Genomic DNA, 22,987 nt, shown 5'->3' with positions numbered 1-22,987 from the left:
GGTCGTACGAAGAGACGGGCATGCAACTTCAATTTCAGAAGTTTCCTACAAAAAAAGAGGCAAGATATTACGATGCAATCGGTTTTTTAGTAGGTGGATGACAATAAGAGGGAGGAAGAGTTAGCCGTGTGTGAAGGGATATTTCTTTGATTGCGTTGTTTGTGCAAACAAAGGAAACGTTTTAATCGAGGTTGGTGTGAGCCATACATTTATTTATCTACTTCAAACTCCTTGTGGGGTGGCGCTACAAAATCCACATGCACCGCCAGTCCCCGGTGGGAGCGAGGTGGCTGCACGATCCATGTCCACCGCACCCTGTGGGGGCGAGCTTGCTCGCGATGACGGTGGATCTGTGCGCATCGATGCTGGATGTGCCTGCGTCATCGCGAGCAAGCTCGCTCCCACATTTTTTCGAGGTGCTGCAAAGGGGCCTTTTATTGGCGCGTGCGGCCTGTCATCTCCTGGGCCATTTCGCTGGCGTAGCTGTCGGTCATGCCAGCGATGAAGTCGATCATTCGTAGGAACGCGCCATGCAAAGGGCCATTGGGATCCGGCGCATTGTTCCCCAGCAGGTCGAGAATGCGGCGATTCTTGAACGAAGGCGTGCGGCCGCCGTGCTGTTCGAGGGCTGCGCCGCAAAAGCCGTTGAGCAGGATTTCCAGCGTGGTGTAGGCGCCGATTTCATGCAGGGTCTTGCGCTTGTCCTGGAAGATTTTCCGGCGCGCCATGTCCTTGGCATTCAACACGCAGCGTTTGGCCGGGCCGTGCATATGTTCCACCAGGTCCCCTGGCAGCGTGCCGGCAAGCAACGCTTCCTGCTGCTCGACAAACGCCCGGGCGGCGGCGTTGGTCAGGTGTTCGATGGCCTTGCCTCGCAGGATCGCCAGTTTGCGCCGCCGCGAGTCCAGTGGCCCCAGTTGCCGGTAGGTGTCCGGAAGATCGTCGCCCACCAGGTCCAGGAGCAGCGATTCCACCTGTGGGTATTCCAGAAGATCCATCTCCACGCCGTCTTCAAGGTCGATCAGCGCGTAGCAGATGTCATCGGCGGCCTCCATCAGGTACACCAGTGGATGTCGTGCCCAACGTTGATCCTCGATCTGTGGCAAACCGAGCTTGTGGGCAATCTGCTCCAGCAGTGGCAGTTCGCTCTGGTAGCAACCGAACTTGTGTTTCTTGTAGCCCAGGGAATCGGCATGGCGGGCGGTCCAGGGGTATTTCAGATACGTACCGAGGGTGGCATAGGTCAGCCGGGTTCCGCCGTCGAACTGATGGTATTCAAGCTGGGTGAGGACGCGGAAGCCTTGGGCGTTGCCTTCGAAATTGAGGAAGTCGTTGCGCTCGGCCTCGCTCATCGCATCAAGCCAACCCCGTCCGGCTGCCTGCTGGAACCAATAGCGAATGGCGTCCTCGCCGGAATGACCGAACGGCGGGTTGCCAATGTCGTGGGCCAGGCAAGCCGATTGCACCACCATGCCCAGGTCGCTGGGCTCGCACCAGTCGGGCAGGGCATTGCGGATGGTTTCTCCCACGCGCATGCCCAGGGAGCGCCCGACGCAACTGACTTCCAGGGAATGAGTCAGGCGCGTGTGGATGTGGTCGTTGCTGGAAACCGGATGCACTTGCGTCTTGCGCCCCAGGCGGCGGAAGGCACCGGAAAAGATGATGCGGTCGTGGTCCTTGTGGAAGGGACTACGGCCCAGTTCCTGCGGGCTGTGCAGCGGTTTTCCGAGACGTTCGCGAGTCAGCAGGGTATGCCAATCCAAGGCCGGTTGCTCCGTTCGATGATGTCGATGCCCTAGCTTCCCGGTTCGTGGGACGCCCTGCAAGGCCTATGGGCTTGCACGGACCGGATACATAACCCTGTGGCGCTCGCCACAGGGTGTCGGTCGTCAGGGTTTGCGCAGGCCCTTGGCCAGCTTGACCAACGGCAGCAATGTCGTTGCCAGACGGATCAGGCCTGTCAAGCCACCGCCACCGCCATGGCGGGTCCGCTTGCCGGTAAGGAAGCCGAGCAGGGACACTGCCGCCACGCCCCACAGTGGCGCATGCTTGATGCCGAAACCTTCGTGCCAGCTTTGCGTCAAGCCGCGCACCCGATGCAAGGGTTGCAGCAATTGGCGTGTCTCCTGACGGATTTCCTGGCGATGCATTTCCATGCGCAGGCGCACCAGTGCCTTGCGCATTTCCTGTCGTGTCCGGGCTTGAGGAATATCAGGCAGGCTCATGGCAGCAGGCGCTCCCGGTCATTGGCCAGTTCTTCGAGGGTGGCGTTGAAAGGAGAGGACTCGTCGTAGATCGCTGCCTTGAGCCGCAGACCGCAGAACAGGGCCGCCAGCAGGTAGAACAGGCACAGGCCGATAATGCCCGACAGACGATAGGTGTCCCATACCAGGATCAGCACCAGCGCCGAAAGCCCGACCAACAGCAGCAGGCCGAACACCAGCGCAAGGCCGGCGAACAGCAGGAGGCTCACGGTGCGTGCCTTCTGTTCCTGCAACTCCATGCCGAACAGTTCGACGTGGCTGTGCAGCAAGCCAAGAAACGCGGCGCCCAGGCGGCGCGCTGTGGGTTGTGTGCCCGCTTCGGACGAGCCGGATTCGTCGATAGCCATGATCAGCGCCGTGTCGCCAACAGACCGATCAGAAAACCGACGCCCGCGGCAATGCCCACCGATTGCCAAGGGTTGGCCTGTACGTATTCCTCGGTGGCGACTACGGCAGCCTGGCCGCGTTCGCGCATGGAGTCTTCGGTCAGCTTGAGCGTTTCGCGGGCGCGCAGGAGGGTTTCGTGGATCTGGCCGCGCAGCGCATCGGCCTGATCGCCTGCCAGCGTCGCGGTGTGATCGAGCAAACGCTCCGTGTCGCTGACCAGCGTCTGAAAATCTTCCATCAGGATTTCTTGAGCAGTCTTTGCCTGGGTTCTGGCCATGGGTGAATCTCCGTAAGTGACGTCTGAAGCGTTCGAGTATGAGCCTTGCCGGAAGGTTCAGTGCAAGTGGCTGGTACAACTTTTGCTCAGGCTTCTGCCATGTACTGGTGCGTCAGCCTGTGCCAGTGCGCTGAAGCTGGGCGAAAGCCCGTAAAACCTTAACCAATAAATCAAAACCCGCGAAGCACCTCGAAACGGGACTTCGTTCTTGCCCGATCTACGCACCAAAGCAGTTCATTGGCCTGCTCGCGGCCAATGAGTCGTTTCAACTTGGTGCGCTCATGGGGCAGGCGAACCGGTTTGGTGCTTTTTTCAACTTTTTCAGGTCTGCCAACACCATGGAAAATATGCAAAGTGCCGTGGACAGTCTCGTCCACAGCTCCAACACCCTGTTCATCCTGATCGGCGCGGTCATGGTCCTGGCCATGCATGCCGGCTTCGCGTTCCTTGAAGTGGGAACGGTCCGTCAGAAGAACCAGGTCAATGCGCTGTCGAAAATCCTCAGCGATTTCGCGGTCTCGACCCTGGCCTACTTCTTTGTCGGATATTGGATTTCCTACGGTGTGACCTTCCTGCAGCCAGCGTCGGTACTCAGCGCCGATCATGGCTACAGCCTGGTGAAGTTCTTCTTCCTGTTGACCTTTGCCGCCGCGATCCCGGCCATCATTTCCGGCGGTATCGCCGAGCGTGCGCGGTTCGCGCCGCAGTTGTGCGCCACGGTGTTGATCGTGGCGTTTGTCTACCCGTTTTTCGAAGGCTTGGTCTGGAACGGCAATTTTGGCTTGCAGGCTTGGTTGCAAGCTCGGTTCGGTGCTGGTTTCCATGACTTCGCCGGTTCCGTGGTGGTGCATGCCATGGGCGGCTGGCTGGCGTTGGCCGCGGTGCTTTTGCTCGGCCCGCGTAATGGCCGCTACCGGGACGGTCGCCTGGTGGCGTTCGCGCCTTCGAGCATTCCATTCCTGGCCTTGGGCTCGTGGATCCTGATTGTCGGCTGGTTCGGTTTCAACGTGATGAGTGCCCAGACCCTGCCTGGGGTGAGCGGGCTGGTGGCGGTCAATTCGTTGATGGCCATGGTGGGCGGTACCGTGGCGGCATTGATTGTCGGGCGCAATGACCCAGGCTTCCTGCACAACGGCCCGCTGGCCGGGTTGGTGGCGGTCTGTGCCGGTTCCGACCTGATGCACCCGGTGGGCGCGCTGGCCACCGGTGCCATTGCCGGTGCCTTGTTCGTCTGGTGCTTCACGGCGGCCCAAGGCAAGTGGAAAATCGACGATGTGCTCGGCGTCTGGCCGCTGCACGGGTTGTGCGGGGTCTGGGGTGGAATTGCCTGTGGCGTCTTTGGCCAGGGTGCCTTGGGCGGCCTGGGTGGGGTCAGCCTGATCAGCCAGTTGATCGGCACGGCGCTGGGCGTTGTCGTCGCCTTGGCCGGTGGGTTCGCGGTCTATGGCGTGATCAGGGCCGTGCTGGGGCTGCGCCTGACCCAGGAAGAAGAGTATTACGGCGCCGACCTGTCGATCCACAAGATCGGCGCGGTCAGCCAGGACTGATCGTTGCACAGTATTTGTGATACAGGACACTAGGGCTCCTTGTCCTGGTTGCCAGGGTAAAAACCGTGGAGCAGGCGATAGCGATCATGACGGACCTGATCCACATGATGCCGGACCTGTTGTTCGGGCAGGCCGAGCATGATCAGGGCGTGGGACGCCAGCATCAGGCTCGACTCCAACAGTTCCGGGACCACTTCGCTGGCCCCGGCTGCCTGCAACTCGGCCAATTGGCTGTCGTCTCGGGTGCGCACCAGGATCGGCACCTGTTGGTTGACCCTCCGAGCCGCCTTGAGCACGGTGATGGCGATGTCGGTCTTGTCCACCGCGATCACCAATAGCCTGGCGCGGCTCAAGCCAACGGCCGCGAGCAGGTCACCCCGTCGCGAATCGCCGTAATGCACGCAGTTTTCCCCGACGGTGGCTTCCCGGATGATCACCGGGTCGTCATCCAGGGCAACGAACGCCTGGCCTTCGCGGCGCAGGAAGCGCCCGATGGACTGGCCGACGCGCCCGTAGCCGCAAATCACCACGTGATCCGACAGGCCGGCATTGAGTGCGCTGATCTGGTCCAGTTGCGCCTCTTCGTTGGGTTTGCGATGCAGGCGCGCGGCGATGCGTGGCGCCGCACGCAGCAACAGTGGGGTCAGCAGCATCGAGCAGAATGTCGCGGCCAGCAGCAGGCCGCTGATGTCGGCGGGCATGAGACTGTTCTGTTGCATCTGTGCCATCAAGGCAAAACAGAATTCGCCGCCCTGGGCCAGGGCCAGGCCACTGCGCCAGGCGGTTTCCCCGTCACTGCCGCGCCATTTCACCAGGGCGGCGACCACGCAGCCCTTGAGGAGCATCAAGGCGAGGGTCAATCCCAGGATCAAAAGGCCATCGTCGCGGAACAGTTGCAGATCGATCAGCATGCCGATGCTGACGAAAAACAGCCCCAGCAGGATGTCGCGGAACGGGCGTATGTCGGCTTCGATCTGATGCCGGTAGTGGCTTTCCCCCAGCAACATGCCCGCCAGGAAAGCCCCCAGGGCCGGCGACAAGCCGAGCAAGTGGGTCAGCCACGCCGTCAGCAGCACGATCACTAGGGCCAGCAGCACGAACAGTTCCGCGGACCGGGACGCCGCCACCTCATGGAACAGCCGGGGCAACAGCAGCCGGCTGGCCAGCAGCAGGCCGCCGAACAACACCAGGGTCTTGCCCAGGGTCAGCGGCAGCGCCCAGTACCACGGATGCTCGCTGCTGCCGGCGAAGACCGGCACCAGGGTCAACAGCAGCACCGCGACGACGTCCTGGAACAACAACACGCCAATGGCGTTCTGGCCGTGGCTGCTGAAGATCTCGCCCAGGCTGGTCAACTCCTTGCTGACAATGGCGGTGGAGGACAAGGCCAGCCCCGCACCGAGCAGCAGCGCCGCGCTCACCGGCGCGCCGCACACGGCCAGCAATCCCGCCAGCAGCGTCCCGGAACACAACACCTGCAGGCTGCCGAGGCCGAACACGACCCGACGCAGTTCGAGCATTTTCGACAGGGAAAACTCCAGCCCCAACGAGAACAACAGGAACACCACCCCAAGCTCGGCCAGGTCTGGCAGTTCTTCGCTGTCGTTGACCCAGTCCAGCGCGGTAGGCCCGACCGCCAGCCCGACGCAGAGATAACCCAGCACGGGCGGCAGGCGCAGCCGCCTGAAGAGGGCGATGACCACCAGGGACGAGGCAAGGATGATCAGCAGGTTGGCAAACAAGGGGAACTCCGTTTCAAGGCTACAACGCACAGCGTAGAGGGGAAAACGTGATCAGCGTCGCTGGAAAAGCATTTATGTTCAGTGATTTGCATCAGCGTTTTACCGAAACACCCGGAAGCGAGCCAGCGACTCGACGGTTTTCCGAGGCGGGCCTAGAATGACCGTCTATGTTTTTTGGGTCTACCTGCCATGCTTCCTGAATGCCAGTTGTTCGGCACCCTGGGGTGTCATCTTTGCGAGGTCGCCGAAGCTGAACTGATACCTTTCGTCGAACATGGATTGTTGGTGGAGCTGGTGGACATTTCGGAACGTCAAGCCTGGGTGGACGATTATGGCCTGCGTATCCCCGTGCTGCGCAGGCTGGATACCGGTGCCGAGCTGGACTGGCCCTTCGAGGCTGAACAGATCGTGACCTTCCTCCGTTGAGCGGTTCGTCCTTCGGTTCCCAAGACAGCGGTTGGCGAAAGTAGCGAGCTTCGGTTACTGTATGTTCATACAGCTATCTGGAGTGCACCCCCTTGGTCAATGTCGAACAACTGAAAAGCAGCGTAAACAGGATGTCCGCGGACGTTGTGCGTGAGGCGGTCCTGGAGCTGCGCCTGGATGGCCTGGTGACCGAAGGCAAGACGCCCTTCAATAAACTGCATTTCAACACCTGTTTCGCCGAGATCGAAGCGTTGTTCCAGCGTGCCGGCTATCACAAACAGTTGGATGTGGTGGGTTACCAGGGTTTGCTGTACGCACTGTACGATCCAGGCCGCTGGGAGGCGGTGGACGTGCTGCGCTGGTTGAAGGAGTTCACCGAAGCGGCGGCCAAATCGACGTCGGTCACGGCGTAAAGCAATCATCGCTGGGCTGACCGGTGCGACTGTCGGATAATGCCGCCCTGCAAAAACGCCTGAGAGTTTTCAATGTCCGGTTCATCGTTTTCCGCCGCTCATCATCAGGCCAGTACGCTGTATCTGCCGCCCGGGTCTTGGCCGACGGTGCTGGAGTGCCTGTGCGAGCATTTCAGCGCCATCAGTCGCGAGCAGTGGCTGGACCGGATCGCCCGGGGCCGGGTATTGGACGGGGAGGGCAAGGCCATCCATGTCGACTTGCCGTACCGCGAAGGCCTGCGCATCCACTACTTCCGTGAAGTACCCGACGAGAAGCCGATCCCGGTGGTGGAGTCGATCCTGTATGCCGACGAGCATCTGGTGGTGGCAGACAAACCGCATTTTCTGCCTGTCACTCCGGCGGGCGAATACGTCGAGCAAACCTTGTTGCGGCGGCTGATCCGGCGGCTGGACAACCCGCATCTGGTGCCCCTGCACCGCATCGACCGGCACACGGCCGGGCTGGTGTTGTTTTCTGCCAATCCGCACACCCGTTCGGCGTATCAGTCGTTATTCCCGACGCGGCAGATCGAGAAGCGCTACCAGGCCATCGCCCGTGCGTTGCCTGGAGTGACCTTTCCCCGGGTGCATAGAAGTCGGATGATCGATGGTGAGCCGTTCTTTCGGATGCAGGAAGGGCCGGGCGAGCCCAATACCGAAACGACCATCGAAGTCCTGGAAAGACACGGTGACCTGTGGCGCTACGGGTTGTCTCCGGTCACGGGTAAGAAACACCAGTTGCGGGTGCATATGAATGCCCTGGGAGCGGGTATCTGCAACGATCCGTTTTACCCTGACGTGCTTCGGGACGCCGAGGATGACTACGCCAACCCGCTCAAGCTGCTGGCGCAAGGGCTGCGTTTCATCGACCCGGTCACTGGCCAGGAGCGTGTATTCCAGAGCGAGATTACATTGCAGTGGTAGCGCCCATGATTTTTGACCAGGCATAAAAAAGCCCGCAAATGTTGCGGGCTTTTCGTATCTGGCGGTAGCGCTGAAGATTACAGGTCTTTAACGGTACGAACCTGATCCTTGTTCACGCGAGTCTGCTTGCCATCCAGTTGCTCGAACTCGTAGAAGCCGCTTTCTTCATCGTAATGGGGGGTATCGACGGCCTGGATTTCGCGACCGTCATTCAAGGTGATCACTGTTGGCGAAGCGCACCCGGCAAGGGTGGCGAGGCCCAGAGCGAGCATGAACGTGGCGAGGGTCCGTTGTATCATGGTGTTTCTCCGAATGGATTCTTCAAGTTACTGACCTTCAGACGTATACATTGCGCGCAAGTTCCTGGCTAGTGTCAATCTGACACGCCTTTATGTCGGGCCAGTAACTCCGGGGTGTTCAGATTGGCCAGCCGCGGATCGTCGGCAGGGCATTGCAAGGCAACGGCGTGCAGCGCGCGCATGATTCGACCGGGGCTGCGTTCGCCTTCGCTCCAGGCTTTTTCGAAGCTCGCTGCCAGGGCCAACGGGATGACACACAGCAGCGGTTCCCAATGCTCGCCGTGCCGCACCATCAATGGCTGATCGGGGTGCTGGCTGGCCGTCCTGCGCATGTTATCGAGCAGGCTGGCGTCGACCTGCGGCACGTCGCACGGCAGCACCAGCAAATATGGGTGCCTCGCAGCCTTGAGACCCGCCCGGATGCCCGCCAATGGCCCGGGAAAGTCGCTTTCCTCGTCATGCACCAACTGATCGGCATACGCTGCATATCGTTGCGCATTACGGTTGCAGGAAATGATCAGGTCATCGCTCAGGGCGCGGGTCTGGCGATGGATATGGGCAATCAGCGGTTCGCCTTGCCACTGCACCAGGCCTTTGTCCTGGCCGCCCATGCGTTGCCCACGGCCACCCGCCAAGAGCAGAATGGAGCAGGATGGCAGCGGCGTAATCGAGGTCATGGCGTGTCTCCGCACGGGCGAAAAAATAAGGCGCTGTGATATAACACCGGGCTGTTTCCTCCACAACTGGACGAGCCTATGAAAGCCAAGGCTGATGTACCTTTCGTGCCGCTCAATATCGCGGTGCTGACAGTCAGTGACACCCGTACCCTGGAAACCGATACGTCCGGGCAGGTCTTCGTCGATCGGCTCACGGCGGCCGGTCACAACCTGGCGGCGCGGGTCCTGCTCAAAGATGATTTGTACAAGATCCGGGCGCAAGTCGCGACCTGGATTGCCGAAGACGTGGTGCAAGTGGTGCTGATCACCGGCGGCACCGGTTTCACGGGGCGTGACAGCACGCCGGAAGCCGTCACGTGTCTGCTGGACAAGCAGGTCGATGGGTTTGGCGAGTTGTTCCGCCAGATCTCAGTGGCCGACATCGGCACTTCCACTGTGCAGTCCCGCGCGCTGGCGGGCCTGGCCAATGGCACGCTGGTCTGTTGCCTGCCGGGATCGACCAACGCGGTGCGTACCGGATGGGATGGGATCCTGGCCGAACAATTGGATGTGCGGCATCGTCCGTGCAACTTCGTGGCCCATTTGAAACAGGCAGCCCCTTGTGAATCCCGTGGGTAAACCGGGCAAGGCCGGCGCCTTGATGGCTGTTGAAGTGGCGTTGGAGCGGCTGCTCGAGATGGCGGCGGCCGCGCCGATCGTTCAGCGCGAACATTTGCCTTTGGCCGCGGCGTCAGGGCGAGTGCTCGCCGAGGATCTGGTATCGACCCTTGATTTGCCGCCATGGCCCAACAGCGCCATGGATGGCTATGCCTTGCGGCTGGCGGACTGGAATGGCGAGCCGTTGGTGGTCAGCCAGCGGATTTTCGCCGGCCAGGCTCCGGAGCCGTTGGCCGCTGGTACCTGCGCGCGGATCTTCACGGGGGCGCCAGTCCCTGCCGGCGCCGATTGCGTCGAGATGCAGGAACACGCCGTGGTGGAAAGCGACCAGCGGGTGCGGTTTACCGAGCTCATGGTCAGTGGGCAGAACATTCGTCCCCAGGGGCAGGAGACCACCGTTGGCGAGCAAGTCCTTTCTGCCGGGACTCGTCTGGGGCCGATCGAGCTGGGCTTGGCGGCGTCCTTGGGCTGTGCATCGCTGGAGGTGGTGCGCAAGGCCCGCGTCGCCGTCCTGTCCACGGGCGATGAACTGGTCGAGCCCGGTCAGGCGTTGGGGCCTGGCCAGATCTATAACAGCAACCGCGTGCTGCTGTGTGGCTGGCTGCAACGCATGGGCTGCGAGGTGGTTGACGCGGGTATCCTGCCCGACGATTTGTCGGCCACCCGTGAGCGCCTGGCACAGTTGTCGGATGTCGATCTGATCCTGTCCACTGGTGGGGTATCGGTGGGAGAGGCGGACTTCCTGGGTATCGCCTTGCGCGAGGAGGGCGAGCTGGCGCTGTGGAAACTCGCCATCAAACCGGGTAAGCCGTTGACGTTCGGGCATTACCGTGGCGTGCCGGTCATAGGCCTGCCTGGAAACCCCGCTTCGACCCTCGTGACGTTCGCCCTGCTGGCAAGGCCTTACCTATTGCGACGCCAAGGCGTTCAATCGGTGGCGCCACTCAAGTTCAAGGTGCCGGCCGGTTTCGCCTGGCCAAAGGCGGGCGGTCGCCGAGAGTACCTGCGAGGCCGTATGGAGAATGGTCGAGCGATCATCTACCGAAACCAGAGCTCGGGTGTCCTGCGCAGCGCGGCCTGGGCCGACGGGTTGGTCGAGGTGCTCGAGGGACAGACGCTGGTGGAGGGCGACGAAGTGGGCTTCATTCCCTTGAGCGAAGTCCTGGGCTAGCACCTGGCAGCTGTTCTCCGGCCCGAGTTGGACGCCCGGGCCTTTGCGCGTCTCACCGCTATCGCGTGAGCAGCATCACCAACTGGTCGAATCGATTGTTGGCGATCCAGCCCAGCAGACCGAGCACCACCGCCGCGGCGCCAGCCGAATAGGCCAGCCTGTGGCGGATCACCTTGACGTCGGTGCGTATTTCATCCATGTCTTTGCGGATGTATTTGAGGTGGGTTTCCAGTTCAACGACGCGCGGTTCCAAATCAATTCCTCCAACGGGATTACTGCAACTTTTGCATTCGTTTCGAGTATCGGCGCGCCCGCTTCCAAAGGACGCGAGCTGCCGGGGCGACAGCTTGTATTCACGGTTATGCATGGGACGGTCCATCCCCTTGGCCATAACTGTTCGAGCGACTGATCCGGCCCCTGCGGGCCGTGACGTATCCATCCATGGGAGAATGCTTCCTTGTCTGATGAGGGTTTAAGCGATCCAGCAAAACATGAAGCCAAGGTGTCTCAATACCGCTAGAGGGTCAATTGAGCTGATTCGCCAGATCTTGTAAGAAAACTCTTCGAATCGGGGCATGTCGATCGGGCCATCCATCCTGCTCGTCTAATAAATTGAGACGCGCCGGGCTTTTTCGCGCCAATGAGAGGTCCCATGCCTGAACCTTCCAATGACGGAGACCACGATGAGCAAAGGCAAGGCGCTGTTGATTCTGCATGGCAAGCAAGCGCTCAACGAAGAGGTGCGCTCGGCAGTGATGCTCAAGCGCGAACAGGGATGGGAGCTGGCGGTGCGGTTGACCTGGGAAGCCGGTGATGCCCAGCGATGCGTCGATGAAGCCCTGGATGCCGGTTATACGCGACTGATCGCCGGCGGCGGTGATGGAACCTTGCGTGATATCGCCGAAGCGATCGCCCAGAGGTCCAGCGATGCCAGCCTGGTATTGCTGCCGCTGGGCACGGCCAATGATTTCGCCCGGGCGGCGGGTGTTCCGTTGGAACCCGCGCAGGCCCTGGATCTATTGGACGTTGCGCCGCAGGCCGTTGATGTGGGTGAAGTCGGCGGGCGGATTTTCCTGAACATGGCCACCGGCGGTTTTGGCAGCCAGGTGACCGCGAACACCTCCGAAGATCTCAAGAAGGTCTTGGGCGGCGCCGCCTACCTGTTCACGGGCCTGTCTCGATTCAGTGAACTGAGTACCGCCTATGGTGAGTTGCAGGGCCCCGATTTTTACTGGCAGGGCGATTTGCTCGCGCTGGGCATCGGTAATGGCCGGCAGGCGGGGGGAGGTCATGTGCTGTGCCCGCAAGCGTTGGCTGATGATGGGTTGCTGGACATCAGCATCCTGCCGGCGCCCCAGGAAGTGGTCAGTACGTTGAAGGACTTGCTGGCGGGCGGCCTGGGCATCGACAACATGTTTGTCCGCGCGCGCTTGCCATGGGTGGAAATCAAGGTCGCGCAAGGCCTGGACATCAATCTCGATGGCGAACCGTTGCAGGTCGACACCCTGCGCTTCACTGTCCGCCCGAAGGCGTTGCGGCTGCACCTGCCGTCCGATTCGCCGCTGTTGGGCGGCGCGACGGCGGTCAGTCATCCAGGCTGATGATTTGCTCACGCACCGCGAACAGCACAAGGCCGGCCACGTCATGGATCTGCAAGCGCTTCATGACTTGCGCCCGGTGGGTTTCCACGGTCTTGACGCTCAGGTTCAGCCCATTGGCAATTTCCCGGGTGGATTTGCCGCGTACGATCAGCCGCAGGATTTCCAGCTGGCGTGCCGTCAGGTTATGGGCCTGGGCAGGGTCCGGCTGATGTCTCTGGACGCGGGTCAGCGCCTGGTTGATCACCGTGTGGGCGATGGCCGGGCTCAGGTAGCGTTCGTCATTGCGCAGCGCTTCCAGGGCGTGTTTCAGCTCGGTGGCGGTGGTGTCCTTGAGCAGGTAGCCATGGGCGCCTGATTCCAGCGCCTGCATGATCAGCGCAGGATCCGTATGCATCGACAGGATCAGTACCTTGCTGTGGGGGCGCACCCGCTTGAGCTGTTGCAAGGCATCCAGGCCGCTGGTGTCCTTCATGGAAATGTCCAGCAGCACGATGTCGGGGTTCAGCCGTTCCACCAGCTCCAACAATTGTGTGCCGTCATTGGCTTCGCCGATCACGGCATAGTCCGGGATATCCATGACCAGGGCGCGTACGCCGGCCCTGATCAGGGAGTGGTCATCGACCAGAAGTAAATTACAAATCAAAGGAGAACCTTATTCTTGCTGGCTCGCTCCAGGGCACGCGGTGCCCAGGGAAAGCGTGCTTCGATGTGCGTGCCCTTGCCGGCTTCGCTCACGACCTTGAGGGTGCCGCCCAGTTGTTCGACCCGTTCCGACATGCCGGCCATGCCCCGTTGACCTTCGCGAGCGGGGTGGCTGGCCGGGACAAATCCCTGGCCGTCGTCGCTGATCAGCAGGGTCAGGCCGTCGGGCAGGCGTTGCAGGCGTACCAGCAGATTCGTCGCCCGGGCATGGCGCAAGATATTGGTGACCGCTTCCTGGGTGATCCGGAACACCGCGACCGACATCTCCTCCGGGATACCCGTCATGCGCTGCTGGCAATCGAGGCTCCACTTCACCGGGACGTTGGCCAGGGTCTTGAGCAGGTGCGCCCGCAGGCTGGCCTCAAGCCCGAGGCTGGTCAGTTCCCTGGGGTTGAGGATCGCCGATACGTCGCGGACCTTGTTGAGGGTTTCGTCCAGGGTCTCGCACAGGAGCGCGCACTGACCTTGCAATTCTTCCGGCATCCGCCGCTTGAGCCATTCGCCTTGCAGTTTCGCCGCGGTCAGCAATTGGCCAATGTCGTCGTGCAATTCGCGGCTGAGCCGATGGCGCTCATTCTCCTGGACCTCGAGCAACCGGTCGGCCAACTCCTGGGGCTGGAACTTGATGGACTTGCGCGACAATCGATGGTGGATCCAGACACAGCTCAAGGCCGCGACATTCAGGGCCAGCAGGCCCAGCGGCACCGTATGGGCGTACAGGTAGGTCAGCAGGCAGCCGAGGGTCGAGCACATGCACAATAATAATGTGAAGCGACGGGCGTTTTCTCGGGAGGGAGGCCAGGTGATGAATGACTTGAGGCTGGCGTGCATAGCGGATGGAGCCAATGAATGTTCGCTGCGGGCAGGCCGGTCAGCTCATCTGACAGGCCGGGTCGGGTAAACGTCTCAGGTCGAAGGCAGCTTCGGTTGGCGGCTATTACGGCGCTGCCTGGAAGTGGCTGACGCGGGAGATAGTACCACTTCGCCTATCGTTGGTCGCGCTCGGCATGGTGCCGTGAAAGCACTAGGGAGCAGGCGCATTGCCATCGTATCAGGCTTGTTTCTGGGGATAGGAAACCAACGCCAGCGGACGTGACGCTGCCAATGCCTGGTCGGGGCTCTGGCCAACCTGGAAAGCGAACGCCTCGATCAAGGACGTTTGTTCGCTGTTGTCCAGGCTCAACTGGCCGGTGGTGTGATCGACCAGTTCCAATTGCCAGGCCATCAGGGTGAAGCAATCCTTCAAGGCATCCAGGGCCTGGTCATGCAATTCCATGTGGTTTTGCGCGTGGCTGAGCAAGCCATGGATATGCAGGGAAAACTCCGAAACGGCTTCCAGCGCCAGGGCATTGGCCTTGTTTGCCAGTTTCAGCAAGGTGCTGAGCATGCAATCGATGGCGTCCTTGTCATTGTTGATCAATTGCAGATGACTCAGGCATTCCTCCGATTTGGCCAGCAGTGTCTCGGCCTCGATCAGAAATTCGGGAAGACGTTGATTCCAGTTCCTACGATCGTTCGGCATGCTTATCTCCACAACATCATGTCAGGCGAAAGGAAACCGCGTATGGCGAACGGCTGGATCTCAAGGTCGACCGCGGACGGACGCGCGACGACACTCCCGTGCCGTTTAACGAAGGTGAATTCGTAAACGATTACACGGGTGGGATCGGCCGAAAGGCTGCAGGTCCGATGTCCTGTGGTCGCGTACAAAGGCCTGACTCCGTTCAGCAATGAGAATGGCGTCACATTAATGGCTATTGGATAACGGGAATATCAGGTTGGACCTGATTGTGCCTAGGGGAATCCCTTAGACAGGGGAACTTAGTGCGCAAACCGGAGTCGCGCAGCGGGGTAAATGCCAGATGAAATCGTGAAGCCAGTAAAACATGATGTTAATGTGATATCAATTCCCTGTGTGTATTTTATCCGGGGTCAAGATTCGGTTCATACGGCCGATATCGGTTTTATTGGATTCATCCGAACAAGCCCAGGAGTCATCGATGGCCGGCATTCTCGACACAGTAGATCAACGAACCCAACTGGTGGGTGAGAATCGCCTGGAAATTCTCATGTTTCGCCTGGCGGGTCGGCAGTTGTTTGCCATTAACGTGTTCAAGGTCCAGGAAGTCCTGCAACTGCCGAAGTTGACCCTGATGCCGCAACGCCACCCGTTCGTGTGCGGCGTGGTCAATCTGCGAGGCCAGACGCTGCCGGTGATCGACCTGTCCCAGGCCATCGGCATGCGTCCGCTGGTGCCGGGCGCCAACAGCACCATTATCGTGACCGAGTACAACCGTTCGGTTCAGGCGTTCCTGGTGGGCGGCGTCGACCGCATCGTCAACATGAACTGGGAAGCCATCCTGCCACCGCCGACCAGCGCCGGCCGTGAGCACTACCTGACCGCCATCAGCAAGGTGGACGATCAGTTGGTGGAAATCATCGACGTGGAAAAAGTCCTGGCCGAAATCGTGCCTTACAACGCCAAGGTCTCTCGGGACAAACTCGAAGACCCGGTGCTGGAGCGCGCCCGTGGACGCGAAGTGCTGCTGGTGGACGACTCCAACGTCGCGCTCTCGCAATTGCGCGACACCCTGGGCCAACTGGGTGTGAAAATGCACATCGCCAGCGACGGCCTGAAGGCCCTGAACATGCTCAAGGCCTGGGCCGATACCGGCGAGGTCATGACCGACAAATTGCTGATGATCTTCACCGATGCGGAAATGCCGGAAATGGACGGCTACCGCTTGACCACCGAAATCCGCAACGACCCGCGTTTGCGTGGGCTCTATGTCGTACTGCACACCTCGCTGTCCGGCAGCTTCAACGATTCGATGGTCAAGAAGGTCGGTTGCGACAACTTCCTCTCCAAATTCCAGCCGGACAAGCTGGTCGACGTGGTGCGCCAGCGGTTGATGCTCGACTGAAACCGATGGTGGTTTGCTTCAATGGCCGGCTCGTATAAGGTGGCATTTTTTTGCCACCGGGGAAGTTGACCATGTTGCGGCTGAGCGCGCTGTATCGGTATCCGTTGAAGTCCGGCAAGGGCCAGCCCCTGCAGCAGATTGGCCTGGACAAGCTGGGACTGGACGGTGATCGGCGCTGGATGCTGGTGGATGAGGGCACGGGGCGGTTCCTGACCCAGCGCGCCGTGGCGAAGATGAGCCAGCTTTCGGCCTTGTGGAACGAGGCGGGTGGCCTGACGCTCAGTGCGCCGGGCCATGGCGCCATCGATGTGCCGCTGCCACCCACCCAGCAAGAGCAACGGCGCGGCGTGATCATCTGGCGTGACACCTTGCGTGTGCCGGATGCCGGTGATGAGGCTGCGGCCTGGGTCAGCGAATTCATCGGCAACCCCACGCGGCTGGTGCATGTGCCGGTGGAACTGGCGCGTACCACTGCCGCCGGTTATGGCAAGGATGACGACAAGGTCGCCTTTGCCGACGGTTTCCCCCTGTTGCTGATTGGCCAGGCCTCATTGCAGGACCTGTCGAGCCGGGTCGGCCGCTCGCTGGAGATGTTGCGCTTTCGTCCCAACCTGGTGGTGGAGGGCGGCGAGGCGTTTGCCGAGGACGGTTGGAAGCGTATTCGTATCGGCGAGGTGGAGTTCCGGCTGGTCAAGCCCTGCTCGCGTTGCATCATGACCACGGTCGATCCGCACACCGGCGAACGCGATCCTGGTCGCGAACCCTTCGCCACGTTGCAGCAATACCGTTCGACGCCGGACGGTGCGATGTTCGGCCAGAACCTGGTCAACGACAGCAACGGTCGACTTGAAGTCGGCATGCCGGTTGAAGTGCTCGAATAAAAGGAACCGTGAACAAAAATCTGTGGCGAGGGGATAAATCCCCTCGCCACAGATGAGCGGCATATCTATGCCACAGAATCAGCCGCGGTATTCACACAGGTAAGCGGTGTCGACGGCCACTTTGAGCTGGAACTTGCTGTTGGCCGGCACATTGAACTGGCTGCCGGCCGCGAAGGTTTCCCAATCGGTGCTGTCGGGCAGTTTCACGGTCAGGGCACCGGAGACGACGTGCATGATTTCCCGCTGGGCCGTGCCGAATTCATATTCGCCCGGTGCCATGACGCCGATGGTCGCGGGGCCTTCGGCAGTGCCAAAAGCGATCGACTTGACGGTGCCGTCGAAGTACTCGTTGACTTTAAACATGGCGATTCCTCGAAAAAGGGGCTGAAAAAGGCCGGCCAGTATGCACAAGGCTGCAACATTCGTCATCTGCCGCGCCGGGAGGCGAGCCCGCTCAACCCGGAAGCACCAGGGGCAACAACCGCGCGGTATTGCGGGCATCTTCCAGGGCGCGGTGCTGTTGCCCGTAAAATTGCAGGCCCGCCAGTTGCAACGCGCCATTGAGCCCCAGCGGCCGTTCCAGCCGGCGGGCCTTGGCGAAGCGTTGCTTGAGGTTCATGTGCGGCACCTGGGCGAGGACACTGTGCAACTGCTGGCGTTGCCATTCCTGAAGCAGTTGCTTGCGGTCGTAATCGCCCCAACTGACCCAGCTTTCCAGCCTCGGCTGATACGGCGCCAGCCAGCGCTCGAACGCCGGCCAGACCTCGGTCAAGTGCGCGGCGCCGTCGATATTGGCCTGGGTGATGTGGGTCAGTTCGCGACAGAAAGGCGTGAGCAGCGGTCGTCTCAGGGGCCGCACGAAGCGCTGGAAATGATCCACTTCGCGGCCGTCACGACTCACCAGCGTGGCGCCGATCTCGATAATTTCCATTTCGGTTACCGGCCAGCCACCTTCATCGGTAGTGGCCTCCAGATCAATCACCAGCCAGTGAGGCATCGCAGTGTTCCCGGTATCGGCGTGCTGATGGGTTTGAGCGTAGTCAAACCCCAGGCATCCGACTAGTGGGCTGTTTCAACGCATAACAAAACCTGGCGTTTTCTCACCTGATCACCCTGCGTGACCTGCAATTGCCTGACCACTCCGTCGACGCCTGCCTTGAGTGGGTGCTCCATTTTCATCGCTTCGAGCACCATCAGCAGTTGGCCTTGGCGCACCGGGCAGCCTTCGCTGACCAGTACCTCGACAATGGCACCGTCCATGGGCGCCAGGAGCGTACTGGCACTGGCACTGGCCTTGCTGGCGACGGGGGCCAGGGTCCGATCTTGCAGGTGCAGGCCGCCGGGGCGGGTGGACAGCCAGAGATCATGGCCTTCGAGGCGCCAGGCATGGCGCTGGCCAATCCCGTCGATGACCAGCGTTGCGCCCTGCGCATCAATGTCGAGCAGCCTCAGTTCGATCAAGCGCCCGGCACTGCGGATGTGCAGTGTCCCGTCGGTTTCGGTTTCAAGGCTCAGCACCCAGTCGCGCTCCCCGACGCCGATCCGATAATGCAGCGCCGTGCCGATGCTGTTGCGCCATCCGCCCAGGCCGGGTGCATGCCGTGCCTGCGATGCCTGATAAAACGCCGCCGTGGCGATGGCCAGTTGTTCGGCCGAGGGCTCAAGGGGCAGAAGCGCCGCATGATTGGCGAAATGCTGGCCGATGAAGCCGGTGTGGAAGTCGCCGTCGATGAACTGCGGATGCGCCAGCAAGCCGGCGAGCAAGCGCTGGTTGCTCTGGACCCCAAGCAGTACGCAATCCTCCACCGCTCGCAACAGTTTGCGGCGTGCTTCGTCGCGGGTGGCGCCGTGGACGATGAGTTTGCCCAGCATCGAGTCGTAGAACGGCGTGATGGCCTGGCCCTGCAGCAGACCATGGTCGATTCGAACACCGTCGCGGATAGGGGGCTCCCAGCCAATCAAGCGCCCGGTCTGGGGCAGGAAATCCGCCGCTGGGTCCTCGGCGTACAACCGCACTTGCAGGGCATGGCCGCTGAGCGTCACCTGCTCCTGGCGCAGGGGCAGCGGCCTGCCGGCGGCGACGTCCAATTGCCAGGCCACCAGGTCCAGGCCGGTGATCGACTCTGTGACCGGGTGTTCGACCTGCAGGCGCGTGTTCATCTCCAGGAAGTAAAACCGACCGTCGGTCGCGAGCAGGAATTCCACGGTCCCGGCACCGACGTAATTCACTGCGCGCCCCGCCTCGAGTGCCGCCTCGCCCATGGCCCGGCGCAGGTCGGCGGTCATGACCGGGCAGGGCGCTTCCTCGATGATTTTCTGGTGGCGCCGCTGGATCGAGCAGTCCCGTTCGCCCAGATGGATCAACTGGCCGTGGTGGTCGCCGAAGATCTGCACTTCCACATGCCGCGGATCGATCAAGGCTTGTTCGAGGATCAACTCGTCGCTGCCGAAGCCGTGCAGGGCTTCCGAGCGTGCGCTGCGCAACTGCTCCAGCAGCTCCTCGGCGCGCTGGACCAGGCGCATGCCGCGGCCGCCGCCACCGGCGCTGGCCTTGATCATCAGCGGGTAGCCGATGCGCCTGGCTTCGCGCCGCAGCGTGTCGTCGTCCTGGGCAGTGCCCTGGTAACCGGAGATGCAGGGAACACCGGCTTGGATCATGGTGATTTTTGCGCGGCGCTTGCTGCCCATCAACTCGATGGCCTCGGGGCTGGGGCCGATGAAAACCAGGCCGGCCTGTGCGCAGGCGCGGGCGAACCCTGCATTTTCCGAAAGGAAGCCGTAGCCGGGGTGGATCGCATCAGCGCCGCTGCGCCGGGCCGCCTCGAGAATGGCCAAGGGGTCGAGATAGGACTGCTGCACCGGGGCCGGGCCGATCAGTACGGCTTCATCGGCCATGCGCACATGCAGCGCATCGGCGTCGGCCTCGCTGAACACCGCCACCGTGCGATAACCCAGGGCCTGGGCGGTGCGCTGGATGCGACAGGCGATTTCGCCGCGGTTGGCGATGAGGATTTTGCTGAAGGCGGGCATGGGGGTATTCCTGGTTTTTTTGTGATGTCCGTTCGGGCCTCATCGCGAGCGAGCTCGCTCCCACAGTGAACGGTGAAAATGTGGGAGCGAGCTTGCTCGCGATAGCGGCCTGTCAGGCAAACCGCTCATTTGTTCTTCCCCGGCAAAATGCCCATGAGCTTGCAGATGATGCCCAGCATGATTTCGTCCGCGCCGGCGCCGATGGACACCAGCCGTACGTCGCGATAGGCGCGGGTGACCGGGTTGTCCCACATGAAGCCCATGCCGCCCCAGTATTGCAGGCAACTGTCGGTGGTTTCCCGGGCCAGGCGTCCGGCCTTGAGCTTGGCAATCGAAGCCAGTCGCGTGACATCCTGGCCGTGGATGTACTGTTCGGTGGCCTGGTAGACCAGCGCCCGCAGGCATTCGATTTCGCTGGCCAGTTCCGCCAGGCGGAAGTGAATCACTTGGTTGTCGATCAGGGCCGCGCCGAAGGTCTTGCGCTCCTTGCAGTACTCGATGGTGCTGTCGATGCAATGTTCCAGGCCCTTAAGCATGTTGGCCGCGCCGAACAGGCGTTCTTCCTGGAATTGCAGCATCTGCATCATGAACCCCGCGCCTTCCTGGCCGATGCGATTGCGTTGTGGCACCCGCACGTCGTCGAAAAACACCTGGGCGGTTTCCGAGCTGCGCATGCCGAGTTTGTCCAGGGGCTGGCCGAGGCTGATGCCGGCGCTGCGCATCGGCACCATGATCAGCGATTTGTTGACGTGGGGCTTGTCGTCCGAGGTATTCGCCAACAGGCAGATGAAGTCAGCGCTCGGCGCATTGGTGATCCACATCTTGCTGCCGTTGATGACGTAGTCGTCGCCGTCCTTGCGCGCCGTGGTCTTGAGGCCCGCGACGTCGGAGCCGGCACCGACTTCCGAGACGCCAATGCAGCCCACCTGTTCGCCGCGAATGGCCGGGCGCAGGAACGCTTCACGCAACTCATCGGAGCCGAAACGGGCCAGGGCCGGGGTGCACATATCGGTCTGCACGCCGATGGACATCGGCACGCCGCCGCAATGAATCGTGCCGAATTCCTCGGCCGCGACGATCGAATAGCTGTAGTCCAGGCCCATGCCGCCGAAGGCCTGCGGCTTGGAAATACCCAGCAGGCCCAGCTCGCCGGCCTTGCGGAAAATCTCGTGGATGGGGAAGCGCCCGGCCCGCTCCCATTCGTCGACGTAAGGATTGATGTCATGGTCGACAAACTGGCGGACGGTGCGCCGCAGTGCTTCGTGTTCCTGGGTGAAGATCATTTTTATTGTTCTCCTGTGAGCCGTGGAGCGTCCTCAGAAACGGGCCACGCCGAAGCTGTTGGCTTGCAAGGGGCGCTGCTCGGCTTCGTGACAGATGTCCAGCAGATAACCCAGCAGTGTGCGGGTGTCACGCGGGTCGATAAGCCCGTCGTCCCACAGGCTGGCGCTGCCGTAGAGGGCGGTGGATTGGCTGTCGAGTTTCTGCGCGGTGGTTTGCTCAAGCAGATCCAGCATATTCGGGTCGGGGTTCAGGCCGTTCTTGAGTTGCGTGGCCTCGGTGACCATTCGCAGGACCTTGCCGGCCTGGGCGCCGCCCATCACGGCGGTGTGGCTGTTGGGCCAGGCGAAGATGAAGCGCGGGTCAAGCCCGCGGCCGCACATGGCGTAGTTGCCGGCACCATAGGAGCCGCCCACCACGACGGTCAGCTTGGGCACCCGGGCATTGGCCACGGCCTGGATCATCTTGGCGCCATGCTTGATCACCCCTTGTCGCTCCGACTCGGTGCCGACCATGAATCCGGTGGTGTTGTGCAAGAACAGCAGCGGCGTGCGGCTCTGATCGCACAACTGGATGAATTGCGCGGCCTTGGCCGCACCCTGTGGCGTGATGGGGCCGTTGTTGCCGATCAGGCCGCAGGCATGGCCGCGAATGTGCAGGTGGCCGCAAATCGTCTGGGTGTCGAATTCGCTTTTGAAGGCCAGGAAATGTGAGCCGTCGGCGATGCGGGCGATGATTTCCACCACGTCATAGGGTTTCTTCGGGTCGTCGGGCACCAGTCCCAATAATTCCTCGGCGGGGTAGAGCGGCTCCGTCCAGGTCCGTTCGGGCTGGGGCGGCAATTGTGCGTTCCAGGGCAGCGAGGCGAGGATTTCCCGGGCCAGGCGAATGCCATCGGTGTCGTTCTCCGCCAGGTATTCGGCGGTGCCGGCCACCTGCACGTGCATCAGTGCACCGCCCAGTTCCTCCTCGCTGGCCACTTCGCCGGTCGCGGCCTTGAGCAACGGCGGCCCGGCCAGGAACAGTCGCGCCTTGTCGCGCACCACCACCACGTAATCCGACAAACCCGGCTGATAAGCGCCACCGGCCGTGGCCGAGCCATGCACTACGGTAATCTGCGGCAGGCCCATGGCTGACATGCGTGCCTGATTGGCGAAGCAGCGCGCGCCTTCGACGAAAATCTGCGCCGCGTAATTGAGATTGGCGCCGCCACTTTCGGCGAGGGTAATGACCGGCAGTTTGTTTTCCATGGCGATCTGTTGCAGGCGCAGGGTCTTGTGCAAACCACTGGGGGAGATCGTGCCGCCCTTGATCGCGCTGTTGTTGGCCACCACCAGCGCCCGCACCCCGGACACGTAGCCGATCCCGGCGATCAGGCCGCCGCCGGCCTGGCTGCCGTCCTTGTCGTCATGGAGTTTGTAGCCGGCCAGGCTCGCCAGCTCGAGGAACGGTGCGCCGGGGTCAAGCAGCAGGTTCAGGCGCTGGCGTGGCAACAGTTGGCCGCGCTGGTCGAACTTGTCCTGGGCCTGGGCGGCTTTCGCCAGCACGGCCCGTTCGAGTTGGCGCAGTTGCTCGACACCGGCCAGCATCGCCGCGTGGTTGCGTGCGAAGTCAGCGCTGTGGGGATCCAGGTGCGATTCGATGACCGGCATGCAGACTCCTCGTGTTGGAGCGGATTGGCGAAAAACCTTGGGGCAAGGTTGTGTAGGAGCTGCCGAAGGCTGCGATCTTTTGATCTTGATCTT

25 protein-coding genes are annotated in these 22,987 nt (G+C 61.6%); 9 read left to right on the top strand and 16 right to left on the bottom strand.

Going from position 1 to position 22,987, the window contains the following annotated elements; genetic code table 11:
• Positions 1-434: 434 nt before the first annotated feature.
• From BLQ55_RS05680 to BLQ55_RS05665, 4 genes are all read right to left on the bottom strand, one after another.
• Positions 435-1,763, bottom strand: a complete 1,329-nt coding sequence (locus BLQ55_RS05680; protein WP_053183171.1) for a deoxyguanosinetriphosphate triphosphohydrolase — start codon at positions 1,761-1,763, stop codon at positions 435-437.
• A gap of 126 nt (positions 1,764-1,889) precedes the next feature.
• Positions 1,890-2,225, bottom strand: a complete 336-nt coding sequence (locus BLQ55_RS05675; protein WP_092252861.1) for a hypothetical protein — start codon at positions 2,223-2,225, stop codon at positions 1,890-1,892.
• The gene (locus BLQ55_RS05670; protein WP_092252859.1) at positions 2,222-2,611 is read right to left on the bottom strand and encodes a phage holin family protein; all 390 of its coding nucleotides are present in this window, start codon (positions 2,609-2,611) and stop codon (positions 2,222-2,224) included. The genes BLQ55_RS05675 and BLQ55_RS05670 overlap by 4 nt, the downstream gene beginning before the upstream one ends.
• Before the next feature lie 2 nt (positions 2,612-2,613).
• Positions 2,614-2,928: an ElaB/YgaM/YqjD family protein gene (locus tag BLQ55_RS05665; RefSeq protein ID WP_060738526.1), complete on the bottom strand. Its 315-nt coding sequence runs from the start codon at positions 2,926-2,928 to the stop codon at positions 2,614-2,616.
• A gap of 338 nt (positions 2,929-3,266) precedes the next feature.
• Between BLQ55_RS05665 and BLQ55_RS05660 the strand changes: the two genes are divergently transcribed.
• Positions 3,267-4,475: an ammonium transporter gene (locus BLQ55_RS05660; protein ID WP_092197795.1), complete on the top strand. Its 1,209-nt coding sequence runs from the start codon at positions 3,267-3,269 to the stop codon at positions 4,473-4,475.
• A 29-nt stretch (positions 4,476-4,504) separates the two neighbouring features.
• On the opposite strand, the gene BLQ55_RS05655 is transcribed toward BLQ55_RS05660, so the two are convergent.
• Positions 4,505-6,217, bottom strand: a complete 1,713-nt coding sequence (locus tag BLQ55_RS05655; RefSeq protein WP_092197596.1) for a cation:proton antiporter — start codon at positions 6,215-6,217, stop codon at positions 4,505-4,507.
• A 189-nt stretch (positions 6,218-6,406) separates the two neighbouring features.
• On the opposite strand from BLQ55_RS05655, the gene BLQ55_RS05650 reads away from it, so the two are divergent.
• The 3 genes from BLQ55_RS05650 (at position 6,407) to BLQ55_RS05640 (ending at position 8,019) form a co-directional block, all read left to right on the top strand.
• The gene (locus BLQ55_RS05650; protein WP_060738523.1) at positions 6,407-6,643 is read left to right on the top strand and encodes a glutaredoxin family protein; all 237 of its coding nucleotides are present in this window, start codon (positions 6,407-6,409) and stop codon (positions 6,641-6,643) included.
• A gap of 92 nt (positions 6,644-6,735) precedes the next feature.
• Positions 6,736-7,056, top strand: coding sequence for a hypothetical protein (locus BLQ55_RS05645; RefSeq protein WP_060738522.1), 321 nt, complete (start codon positions 6,736-6,738; stop codon positions 7,054-7,056).
• A 72-nt stretch (positions 7,057-7,128) separates the two neighbouring features.
• Positions 7,129-8,019: a pseudouridine synthase gene (locus BLQ55_RS05640; RefSeq protein WP_092197594.1), complete on the top strand. Its 891-nt coding sequence runs from the start codon at positions 7,129-7,131 to the stop codon at positions 8,017-8,019.
• 77 nt (positions 8,020-8,096) lie between these two features.
• On the opposite strand, the gene BLQ55_RS05635 is transcribed toward BLQ55_RS05640, so the two are convergent.
• Together BLQ55_RS05635 and mobA are read right to left on the bottom strand one after the other, a co-directional pair.
• Positions 8,097-8,318, bottom strand: coding sequence for a YgdI/YgdR family lipoprotein (locus BLQ55_RS05635; protein ID WP_092197592.1), 222 nt, complete (start codon positions 8,316-8,318; stop codon positions 8,097-8,099).
• Between the two features lie 74 nt (positions 8,319-8,392).
• Positions 8,393-8,995 carry a molybdenum cofactor guanylyltransferase MobA gene (mobA, locus tag BLQ55_RS05630; RefSeq protein WP_092252857.1) on the bottom strand — a complete coding sequence of 201 codons (603 nt, stop codon included), beginning with the start codon at positions 8,993-8,995 and terminating at the stop codon, positions 8,393-8,395.
• Positions 8,996-9,073: 78 nt separating this feature from the next.
• Here mobA and moaB point away from each other — a divergent pair, with 78 nt between their 5' ends.
• On the top strand, positions 9,074-9,613 hold the full coding sequence (moaB, locus tag BLQ55_RS05625; protein WP_053120541.1) for a molybdenum cofactor biosynthesis protein B: 540 nt from the start codon (positions 9,074-9,076) through the stop codon (positions 9,611-9,613).
• Between the two features lie 22 nt (positions 9,614-9,635).
• Complete coding sequence (glp, locus tag BLQ55_RS05620) at positions 9,636-10,823, top strand: molybdopterin molybdotransferase MoeA (RefSeq protein WP_176814186.1); 1,188 nt, start codon at positions 9,636-9,638, stop codon at positions 10,821-10,823.
• Between the two features lie 58 nt (positions 10,824-10,881).
• On the opposite strand, the gene BLQ55_RS32420 is transcribed toward glp, so the two are convergent.
• On the bottom strand, positions 10,882-11,190 hold the full coding sequence (locus BLQ55_RS32420) for a hypothetical protein (RefSeq protein ID WP_256326538.1): 309 nt from the start codon (positions 11,188-11,190) through the stop codon (positions 10,882-10,884).
• Positions 11,191-11,506: 316 nt separating this feature from the next.
• Between BLQ55_RS32420 and yegS the strand changes: the two genes are divergently transcribed.
• A complete protein-coding gene (yegS, locus tag BLQ55_RS05610; RefSeq protein WP_092252853.1) occupies positions 11,507-12,424 on the top strand; it encodes a lipid kinase YegS in 918 nt (305 codons plus the stop codon).
• On the opposite strand, the gene BLQ55_RS05605 is transcribed toward yegS, so the two are convergent.
• The 3 genes from BLQ55_RS05605 to BLQ55_RS05595 form a co-directional block, all read right to left on the bottom strand.
• Complete coding sequence (locus BLQ55_RS05605) at positions 12,408-13,067, bottom strand: response regulator (RefSeq protein ID WP_092252851.1); 660 nt, start codon at positions 13,065-13,067, stop codon at positions 12,408-12,410. The genes yegS and BLQ55_RS05605 overlap by 17 nt on opposite strands.
• Positions 13,064-13,957: a sensor histidine kinase gene (locus BLQ55_RS05600; RefSeq protein ID WP_092252849.1), complete on the bottom strand. Its 894-nt coding sequence runs from the start codon at positions 13,955-13,957 to the stop codon at positions 13,064-13,066. Before BLQ55_RS05600 ends, BLQ55_RS05605 begins: the two co-directional genes overlap by 4 nt.
• Positions 13,958-14,177: 220 nt before the next feature.
• A complete protein-coding gene (locus BLQ55_RS05595; RefSeq protein WP_072407983.1) occupies positions 14,178-14,648 on the bottom strand; it encodes a hypothetical protein in 471 nt (156 codons plus the stop codon).
• Between the two features lie 478 nt (positions 14,649-15,126).
• On the opposite strand from BLQ55_RS05595, the gene BLQ55_RS05585 reads away from it, so the two are divergent.
• Positions 15,127-16,050: a chemotaxis protein CheV gene (locus BLQ55_RS05585; RefSeq protein ID WP_053120553.1), complete on the top strand. Its 924-nt coding sequence runs from the start codon at positions 15,127-15,129 to the stop codon at positions 16,048-16,050.
• 71 nt (positions 16,051-16,121) lie between these two features.
• Entirely contained in the window at positions 16,122-16,931 is an 810-nt protein-coding gene (locus BLQ55_RS05580; protein WP_092197578.1) for an MOSC domain-containing protein, read from the top strand.
• A 78-nt stretch (positions 16,932-17,009) separates the two neighbouring features.
• Here BLQ55_RS05580 and BLQ55_RS05575 read toward each other — a convergent pair whose 3' ends face one another.
• From BLQ55_RS05575 to atuC, 5 genes are all read right to left on the bottom strand, one after another.
• Positions 17,010-17,294, bottom strand: a complete 285-nt coding sequence (locus tag BLQ55_RS05575; protein WP_003183665.1) for a pyrimidine/purine nucleoside phosphorylase — start codon at positions 17,292-17,294, stop codon at positions 17,010-17,012.
• Positions 17,295-17,385: 91 nt separating this feature from the next.
• Entirely contained in the window at positions 17,386-17,928 is a 543-nt protein-coding gene (locus BLQ55_RS05570; protein WP_092252847.1) for a 3'-5' exonuclease, read from the bottom strand.
• A gap of 62 nt (positions 17,929-17,990) precedes the next feature.
• A complete protein-coding gene (locus BLQ55_RS05565; RefSeq protein WP_092252845.1) occupies positions 17,991-19,961 on the bottom strand; it encodes an acetyl/propionyl/methylcrotonyl-CoA carboxylase subunit alpha in 1,971 nt (656 codons plus the stop codon).
• 125 nt (positions 19,962-20,086) lie between these two features.
• Positions 20,087-21,244, bottom strand: coding sequence for a citronellyl-CoA dehydrogenase (gene atuD / locus BLQ55_RS05560; RefSeq protein ID WP_092252843.1), 1,158 nt, complete (start codon positions 21,242-21,244; stop codon positions 20,087-20,089).
• A 33-nt stretch (positions 21,245-21,277) separates the two neighbouring features.
• Positions 21,278-22,894: a geranyl-CoA carboxylase subunit beta gene (atuC, locus tag BLQ55_RS05555; RefSeq protein ID WP_092252841.1), complete on the bottom strand. Its 1,617-nt coding sequence runs from the start codon at positions 22,892-22,894 to the stop codon at positions 21,278-21,280.
• Positions 22,895-22,987 lie beyond the last annotated feature (93 nt).

The sequence above is a fragment of the Pseudomonas sp. NFACC13-1 genome, assembly GCF_900104425.1.
GTDB lineage: Bacteria > Pseudomonadota > Gammaproteobacteria > Pseudomonadales > Pseudomonadaceae > Aquipseudomonas > Aquipseudomonas fluorescens_AA.
This window is presented reverse-complemented; position numbering and strand designations above follow the sequence as displayed.

Bases quoted from the DNA above. Each gene is read 5' to 3' on its own strand.
- BLQ55_RS05650 (WP_060738523.1), top strand. From the start codon at position 6,407: ATGCTTCCTGAATGCCAGTTGTTCGGCACCCTGGGGTGTCATCTTTGC.
- BLQ55_RS05660 (WP_092197795.1), top strand. From the start codon at position 3,267: ATGGAAAATATGCAAAGTGCCGTGGACAGTCTCGTCCACAGCTCCAAC.
- BLQ55_RS05665 (WP_060738526.1), bottom strand. From the start codon at position 2,928: ATGGCCAGAACCCAGGCAAAGACTGCTCAAGAAATCCTGATGGAAGAT.
- atuD (WP_092252843.1), bottom strand. From the start codon at position 21,244: ATGATCTTCACCCAGGAACACGAAGCACTGCGGCGCACCGTCCGCCAG.
- yegS (WP_092252853.1), top strand. From the start codon at position 11,507: ATGAGCAAAGGCAAGGCGCTGTTGATTCTGCATGGCAAGCAAGCGCTC.
- BLQ55_RS05640 (WP_092197594.1), top strand. From the start codon at position 7,129: ATGTCCGGTTCATCGTTTTCCGCCGCTCATCATCAGGCCAGTACGCTG.
- BLQ55_RS05670 (WP_092252859.1), bottom strand. From the start codon at position 2,611: ATGGCTATCGACGAATCCGGCTCGTCCGAAGCGGGCACACAACCCACA.
- BLQ55_RS05565 (WP_092252845.1), bottom strand. From the start codon at position 19,961: ATGCCCGCCTTCAGCAAAATCCTCATCGCCAACCGCGGCGAAATCGCC.
- BLQ55_RS32420 (WP_256326538.1), bottom strand. From the start codon at position 11,190: ATGCATAACCGTGAATACAAGCTGTCGCCCCGGCAGCTCGCGTCCTTT.
- glp (WP_176814186.1), top strand. From the start codon at position 9,636: ATGGCTGTTGAAGTGGCGTTGGAGCGGCTGCTCGAGATGGCGGCGGCC.
- moaB (WP_053120541.1), top strand. From the start codon at position 9,074: ATGAAAGCCAAGGCTGATGTACCTTTCGTGCCGCTCAATATCGCGGTG.
- BLQ55_RS05585 (WP_053120553.1), top strand. From the start codon at position 15,127: ATGGCCGGCATTCTCGACACAGTAGATCAACGAACCCAACTGGTGGGT.
- BLQ55_RS05575 (WP_003183665.1), bottom strand. From the start codon at position 17,294: ATGTTTAAAGTCAACGAGTACTTCGACGGCACCGTCAAGTCGATCGCT.
- atuC (WP_092252841.1), bottom strand. From the start codon at position 22,894: ATGCCGGTCATCGAATCGCACCTGGATCCCCACAGCGCTGACTTCGCA.
- mobA (WP_092252857.1), bottom strand. From the start codon at position 8,995: ATGACCTCGATTACGCCGCTGCCATCCTGCTCCATTCTGCTCTTGGCG.
- BLQ55_RS05600 (WP_092252849.1), bottom strand. From the start codon at position 13,957: ATGCACGCCAGCCTCAAGTCATTCATCACCTGGCCTCCCTCCCGAGAA.
- BLQ55_RS05580 (WP_092197578.1), top strand. From the start codon at position 16,122: ATGTTGCGGCTGAGCGCGCTGTATCGGTATCCGTTGAAGTCCGGCAAG.
- BLQ55_RS05570 (WP_092252847.1), bottom strand. From the start codon at position 17,928: ATGCCTCACTGGCTGGTGATTGATCTGGAGGCCACTACCGATGAAGGT.
- BLQ55_RS05675 (WP_092252861.1), bottom strand. From the start codon at position 2,225: ATGAGCCTGCCTGATATTCCTCAAGCCCGGACACGACAGGAAATGCGC.
- BLQ55_RS05595 (WP_072407983.1), bottom strand. From the start codon at position 14,648: ATGCCGAACGATCGTAGGAACTGGAATCAACGTCTTCCCGAATTTCTG.
- BLQ55_RS05635 (WP_092197592.1), bottom strand. From the start codon at position 8,318: ATGATACAACGGACCCTCGCCACGTTCATGCTCGCTCTGGGCCTCGCC.